This window comes from Paraglaciecola sp. (assembly GCF_030730205.1).
Taxonomy (GTDB): Bacteria; Pseudomonadota; Gammaproteobacteria; order Enterobacterales; family Alteromonadaceae; genus Paraglaciecola.
In genome coordinates, this window is sequence record NZ_JANQVQ010000008.1 from 1 (window position 1) to 6,326 (window position 6,326).

Annotated in this window: 4 protein-coding genes; 2 read left to right on the forward strand and 2 right to left on the reverse strand. The window is 44.5% G+C overall.

Annotation, left to right across the window (positions count from 1 at the left end; genetic code table 11):
- Together NWQ57_RS00705 and NWQ57_RS00710 are read right to left on the reverse strand one after the other, a co-directional pair.
- Positions 1-3,082 (reverse strand): M1 family aminopeptidase (locus NWQ57_RS00705; protein WP_306020000.1); only part of this gene is annotated, 3,082 nt, incomplete at its 3' end.
- Entirely contained in the window at positions 3,069-3,938 is an 870-nt protein-coding gene (locus NWQ57_RS00710; RefSeq protein ID WP_306020001.1) for an ABC transporter ATP-binding protein, read from the reverse strand. The genes NWQ57_RS00705 and NWQ57_RS00710, both read right to left, overlap by 14 nt.
- Positions 3,939-4,158: 220 nt before the next feature.
- On the opposite strand from NWQ57_RS00710, the gene NWQ57_RS00715 reads away from it, so the two are divergent.
- On the forward strand, positions 4,159-5,670 hold the full coding sequence (locus NWQ57_RS00715; protein WP_306020002.1) for a sensor histidine kinase: 1,512 nt from the start codon (positions 4,159-4,161) through the stop codon (positions 5,668-5,670).
- Positions 5,655-6,326, forward strand: a 672-nt coding sequence (locus NWQ57_RS00720) for a LytTR family DNA-binding domain-containing protein (protein WP_306020003.1), incomplete at its 3' end; no start/stop codon positions are given. The genes NWQ57_RS00715 and NWQ57_RS00720, both read left to right, overlap by 16 nt.

Genomic DNA, 6,326 nt, shown 5'->3' on the forward strand with positions numbered 1-6,326 from the left:
CGAAGTCCATCGAGGTGGCGGGCGTATTTGGATAGGAGTGCCGTTGCCATAGCTGCCGCAAGGCCGCGGTAATCACCTTATCACCCAATTGTTCTCGTAAAATCGCAAAAACTAAGGTCGCTCGTGAATATAAATCATGGCTTTGTGAGCTATCAACTAAGGCCAGTGTTTGCTCTGTACTTTGCATGACAGCGACTTTGTATCGCTGACGTTCATAATCAAGCAAGGCCAGCATGGCTGATGTGCCGCCTCGCTGTTCGACTAATACCAGCTCAATATACTTAGCTAACGATTCCACCAAAAAAGCACTATCTGCTAATACGCCATTACCGAGATCATGGCCAAACCATTGATGCGCTGTTTCGTGTACAGCGCGCCGATAGCGTTGATCAAAACCGGCATTTGGGGCGGGCTGTGCACGAAATCCTACGCGATGGTTGATCAACATGATTTGGGGAAGAGCATACCCAGTGGGACCAATGTTGGGTATGGCGACTAAGCTTAAGCGAGAGCCACGATAAGGCGCGATGTGGTCGCGCATCCAGCTAAGCGTATCCTGCATGGCTTGCAGGTTAACTTGCGTGGCGGGTGAGTCTTCAGGGCTGTAGACCTTAAGTAAGCTTGAGTCCCAGTTTTTTTGAACCTGATGTTGTGGCACTGAGAGCCACACCGAGGCATTGCGAATTGGCTCCATGGTTTTATATTCAGCGTAATTACGACCGTTTTGCTGCCACTCGTTTACCAAATCACCTTGAGCTAAGGGCACCTGCTGATCATTGGTCGAAACGATAGAGTGCATACTGACCCAATCATACTGCTTTGCCGTTTGTGGTAATTCGGTTTGGGTAAACAAGTCAGAAGGTAATACGATATCGAGCGGCGCTAGACCATATTTTTGGCGAAGCGAGGGGTTTCGCAGCTGATACTGTGGCTGAAAACCCACGGTGGGTAGCATGGGTACACCACGTAAATAACTAAACGTAGGCTTTACAAATTGATGCATCACCGCTGGCCAATGTTGTGGCTGTTTAAATGTAAACTCTGTTGATACGTGCATTTGTTCACCGGGATTGAGTGTTTTGTTCAGCGCCACAATGTATTGACCTAATTTTTTATCGTAGTGATAACTTTGGGCCTGCGACACTTCAAGTTTATCTAAAGGTGTGGCCAAATGATGGCCAATCAGAAGCTTATTGATTGCCTGATCAGTGCGGTTTTTTAGTAGGTAATTGACGCTAAAATGGGCTTCACCGTTTTGTGGAAAGATAGCGACAGTTGAGTTGATATGGTGAATGTGGGGCTGAGCGCTATGGGTCCATTCAGCGTAGTGAGTCTCGTAGTCTGCCCGCCACCGTTCTCGCATATCTGAATTTAATAAGGGCCTTTCCTGAATAATATTAAGATGAAGATTCAAACCTACTGCCAGGGTCAGAACTGTCAATGTGGCAGAAGAAACATTGAATTTCCAACGTTGATGGTTGAAAAAACCACTGGTTCGGTGAGACCAACTTGCCGCTAACGTTAATAGCGTGATCGACACAAGCAACCAAAATGTCATAAAAGGCCAGTACAGCGAAAAACTTTGTTCTAATCCCCAAAATGTGTCGGCGGGCTGTAATGGAGAAGCGGCAATATTCCATAGGGTATGCGTTAGGCCTAGCTTGCCACTGAGTGGGGTGTATTTCATTACTAATATTACAATACACCACGCAGTAGCAACTAAAGGTGAACGACACACGGTGTGCAGCGCGGTAAATATTGCCCCAAGCAATAGCAAAGACAAGGCCACTATACTGAGTTGCGAGAGATAGGGCTTAAGCAAGAGTTCACTGTTGACAACAAGTTCAGCAAGTAAGTTAGCCAAGGCTGTCAGTAGCATTAACATCAAAATTAACGCACTCAGGGCGATAACTTGACTTAACATTACGATGCTTGAACGCACTGGCGTGACGGCAATTAATTCTGCCATTGCAGTGTGCCGATTACGCCAAGCTAGCTGCCAAGACCAAAACAAAACTAACAAACTGCCTATGAACGGTAAAACATCGTCGGAAATACGATTGAGAGCATCGAGGCTTGTGGGTAGTAAAACTGACAAGGGCTCTGCATAGTCAATACTTGAGAGTACTTCATTAAACATCAGTAAGGTCCAGCCGCAATAAATGAATTGACTCAATCGCTGTTTAAGTAGTGTGCTTAAGGCCATATGACTAAGGTGCCACAATTGTAAACTTGCTTTGGGAGATGTGTTAATACAGCGGTAGGTCAGTGGCGATTGGGGTAACGGCACCTGTTCTTTGATCGCTTGAACATGGTTAGAATGTTGAGGTTTTAGTTTGAGGCTAAGTGCAAATAAACCCGCGGCAGCTAAGCAATATAATAAACGATTAAGGTAAAACAGCCTATCACCATAAAGCCTTGGCTCAGCGTTTTGATAATAGGCTAACAGCGCGGTGTTACCAAAGGGGTCGAGCAGACGCATACTGTCAAACAGCCATGGATTGGCGATGGAACTACCCGCTAGCATAGGGGAGCCTGTCATGCTGGCAAGCACTAAATAAGCCAAGAAAATAACGCTAAAAAGTACATATATTACTGTACTAGAGGCAAAACGTTGGGCTAAGCAACAAGCCAAGGCACTAAAAAAAGCACAGGCTGGTAGCGCCATCAAGGCAAAATTCCATAGGGTTAATAAGAGTGAAGAGATTTGAAATCCGCTGCTTTGACTTACGACCAACCACATCACCATAAAGCTCAATAGTAATAAGGCTGCGCAAGCCAAGAAAAGGCTTTGTAGACGCAAAAACAAGCGTTTAACGGGGCTTTGCGGCGTCACTAAGATGAGTTCAGCCATGTCATTTGCTTGGTCCCGTAACATGATTAGCGGGGCCAAAGTGCCACTCAGCAAAGGCAAACTCATCATGAGTAAGGTCATGTGTAATGCTTGCAGGCGTTTATCCGCCAAGGTATCAATACCGCCAATGCCTACTGCAAATAGGTATGCAACTAAGGGCATGATGATACATGCCAGCCCTAGCAAAGGTTGGCGTATTAGGTAGCGGCCTTCATTAATGAGCAGCATCACTGTGACCTTTTTTAGCTAATTCGTAAAAGTAACGATCTTGTAGATTGGCTGCCACTGGCATGGCTTCGGCGTTAGGTTGTTGTTGGGCCAGTATGCGATAAAGGGGTAAGCCAAACCGATAGCTTTCACTCAGAATGTGCCGATCGCTACTAGGCCGACGCGGGCTTTGCCATACGCTTCCTTGTAAAGGGGCGAGTAAACTTTGCACTGCGCCACTTTCAACAATATGCCCCTCGTTGATCAAGGCCACAAAAGGGCACAGATTTTCGATATCTTCAACGATATGGGTAGACAGTAAGATTAATTTGTCTTGGCTAATGGTAACCAGCAGCGCATGTAAGCGTTCTCGTTCAGCGGGATCAAGCCCTGCTGTGGGTTCGTCCATGATTAACAAGCTTGGATTGCCCAATAAAGCCTGAGCAATGCCAAAACGCTGGCGCATGCCACCAGAGAAAGTTGATACATGCTTATGGGCAACCGTACTTAGATTGGTGAGTTCGAGCAGGGCATTAATTTGTTGTTTTTGGTGGGTTGAATCATTAATCCCTTTTAGTATGGCCATATGTTGTAGCAAGGCATAACAACTCATATTGGGATAAACACCAAAATACTGCGGCAGATAACCTAATTGCTGCCGCAAAGCCATGGGGTGTTTGAGCACATCGATATTGGCAAAGTGGATACTCCCTTTGTCAGGGGTTTGCAAACAGGCAAGGGTGCGCATTAAACTCGATTTACCTGCACCATTGGGGCCCAATAAACCCACCATACCTGTGGGCAGCTGCAAGTTAATGTCACACAAAGCTTGGGTGCCATCAGCGTACGAGAGAGAGAGTTGTCTAATACAAAGCATGGTTTTTTCCTTGAGAATCTGTCCACACCTTAAAAAGCTAACCCTACCCAAACAAGCAAAGGATGATGAACTGCCTAGATAGAGTGATGACAGGGTTGTTTGGCTTTATTAGCGTCCTGCTTTGTCTTTTGTCAGCCAAAAACAACTGTTTGTCATGTAATCACAGACTTATACTGTATTAACCCTCAAGCTAGGAGTTTGCGTTTATGAGGACCGTATTATGCTAAAGCATTGGGCAACAGGCCTTAAACAGCATTTCTCTGCATTTGCAGAAAATCAGCTAGCCATGATGGCTGCTATCTTGCTCGAATCCTCAATTCGACAATTCTCATTTCAAAGCGCCAACGCTTTCACGTTTTTATCTATTTGGGCACAACTGATACTTGAAAGCTTACCCTTGCTTGTTGCGCATTATATGGTGTTTAAGGCTCAAGGTTGGCGAGCACTACTTATCTGGACTGTAGGCTTTTTACTTTATCCTATGCTCTGTTTTAGCATGGCTGATTTTGACTCAGGTTATGCTGATTGGTCGTTATTTTCGGTGCAAGGCTGGCTACTGTTGTTGGGGGCTAGTCTGGGATTTGGCTTAAGTAGATTAGTGGCTAAAGGAGATCACAGTCGCTACTCACAGTTTGTAACTCGTTTATTTTCGCTTAATTCAGTGCTGTTGCTCTTGATGATCTGCTGGGCGGTTTTGTGGTCAGCAATGTTTGCTTCTACTGATGATCCGGTGCGTAATCAACCCATTAAAACGGTGATAAATAGCGACACCCTCATAGTAAATTTTTATTACTTTCTTGATTATTTGTGGCAGTTTTTAGTCATGGGAATTTTAGTTTTATGGGTCTATTGGTGTAACCGTTATCTCTTAATTCGGCGTGTTCTAGCTCGAAGTGGAGTATTTGCTTATATGACCGCTTGTTTAATTTTTATTATTGTAGGCACGCCAATGTTAGCTACAGTGGTGTTGTGGCTGCCGATGAATATAGCTGACTGGACATTTTTACCCTCCGAAGACTACAACATATTTGCGCCCATTAACTTTCGGTTTATAGGTTTATTATTGGCTGTAAGTACGCCAATTATATTGGCCTTTGAGCGACAGCAGCAGGGTAAAGCCATGGCTGAGATTGCTCAGCGCCAAAGCCAAACCGAACTCCAATTGCTACAACAACAAGTTAACCCCCACTTCTTATTTAACACCTTAAATAATTTGTATGCTTTAACCCTGACGGGCGCTAAAGAAGCCCCGGCGGTGATCATGCAATTAGCTAATTTACTGCGTTATACTGTCTATGAGGGACAAAATCAGCGTGTAAGTCTCGCGCAAGAAATTCAGTACATTCAAGATTTTTTAGCTCTGCAAGGCATACGTAGCGCTAATAAATGCCAGCTTAAGGTGCATTTTCCAGAGCAAACGCAGCATTGGCAACTTGCACCCTTGTTGTTAATTATTCTTGTTGAAAACGCCTTTAAACATGGGGTTGAGCCAAGCCAAGAGCTTTGTTTTGTGACAATTAATATAGACATTGAGGGGGCTACTTTAATAATGCAATGCAACAATACCTTACCTAAGCGAGCCACCTTCGGTGAAACAGGTATTGGTTTAGATAATCTTAAACGGCGTTTAACCTTACTCTACCCTGGCAAACATCACCTTCGTTTTCAGAAGCAAAACGCTGAGTGGCAAACAGAGTTACGTTTGGAGTTAGAGCCGTGTACCGCACCTTGATTATTGATGACGAACCTTTAGCCCATGAGGTGCTTCAGCATCATTTGCAAAGGCACCGCGATATTGAAATAGTGGGTCATTGTTACAACGCGACTCAAGCCTTAAGTTACTTGGCTAACCAGCAAGTAGACTTATTATTGCTGGATATCAATATGCCCGCCCTTAGTGGTATTGAATTACTCAAGGTGCTGAATAAACCGCCATTAGTTATTATTATTAGTGCCTATCAAGAGTATGCAATTCAAGGTTTTGAGTTGGACGTAGCCGATTACTTGCTTAAACCGGTGAGTTTTGAACGCCTTTCACAAGCGTTAACTAAGGTACGTAAACGCTCAGACGAGCAGCATTCAGTGATGCCAAGTTTCATTGTATTAAAAGTCGATCGTGAGCGGCGGAAGTTTAATTTTGATGACATTAGCCTAATTGAAGCTTATGGAAATTACCTAAAGGTGTGGCAAGGTGATCAAGTGACTCTGGTCAGTAGCACCTTAAAACAGTGTTTACAGCAACTTCCAGCGCAACACTTTGTGCAAATCCATAAATCATTTGTTATCAATAAAAACGGCGTCTGTGCCGTGGATAATGAACACGTATTTCTCGCAGGCGGCAAAGCCATTAAGGTTGGTAAGTCGTTTAAAGCCTGCTTGTTGAGCCTG

Coding starts and splice junctions, on each gene's coding strand:
- NWQ57_RS00710 (WP_306020001.1), bottom strand. CDS start 3,938: ATGCTTTGTATTAGACAACTCTCTCTCTCGTACGCTGATGGCACCCAA.
- NWQ57_RS00715 (WP_306020002.1), top strand. CDS start 4,159: ATGCTAAAGCATTGGGCAACAGGCCTTAAACAGCATTTCTCTGCATTT.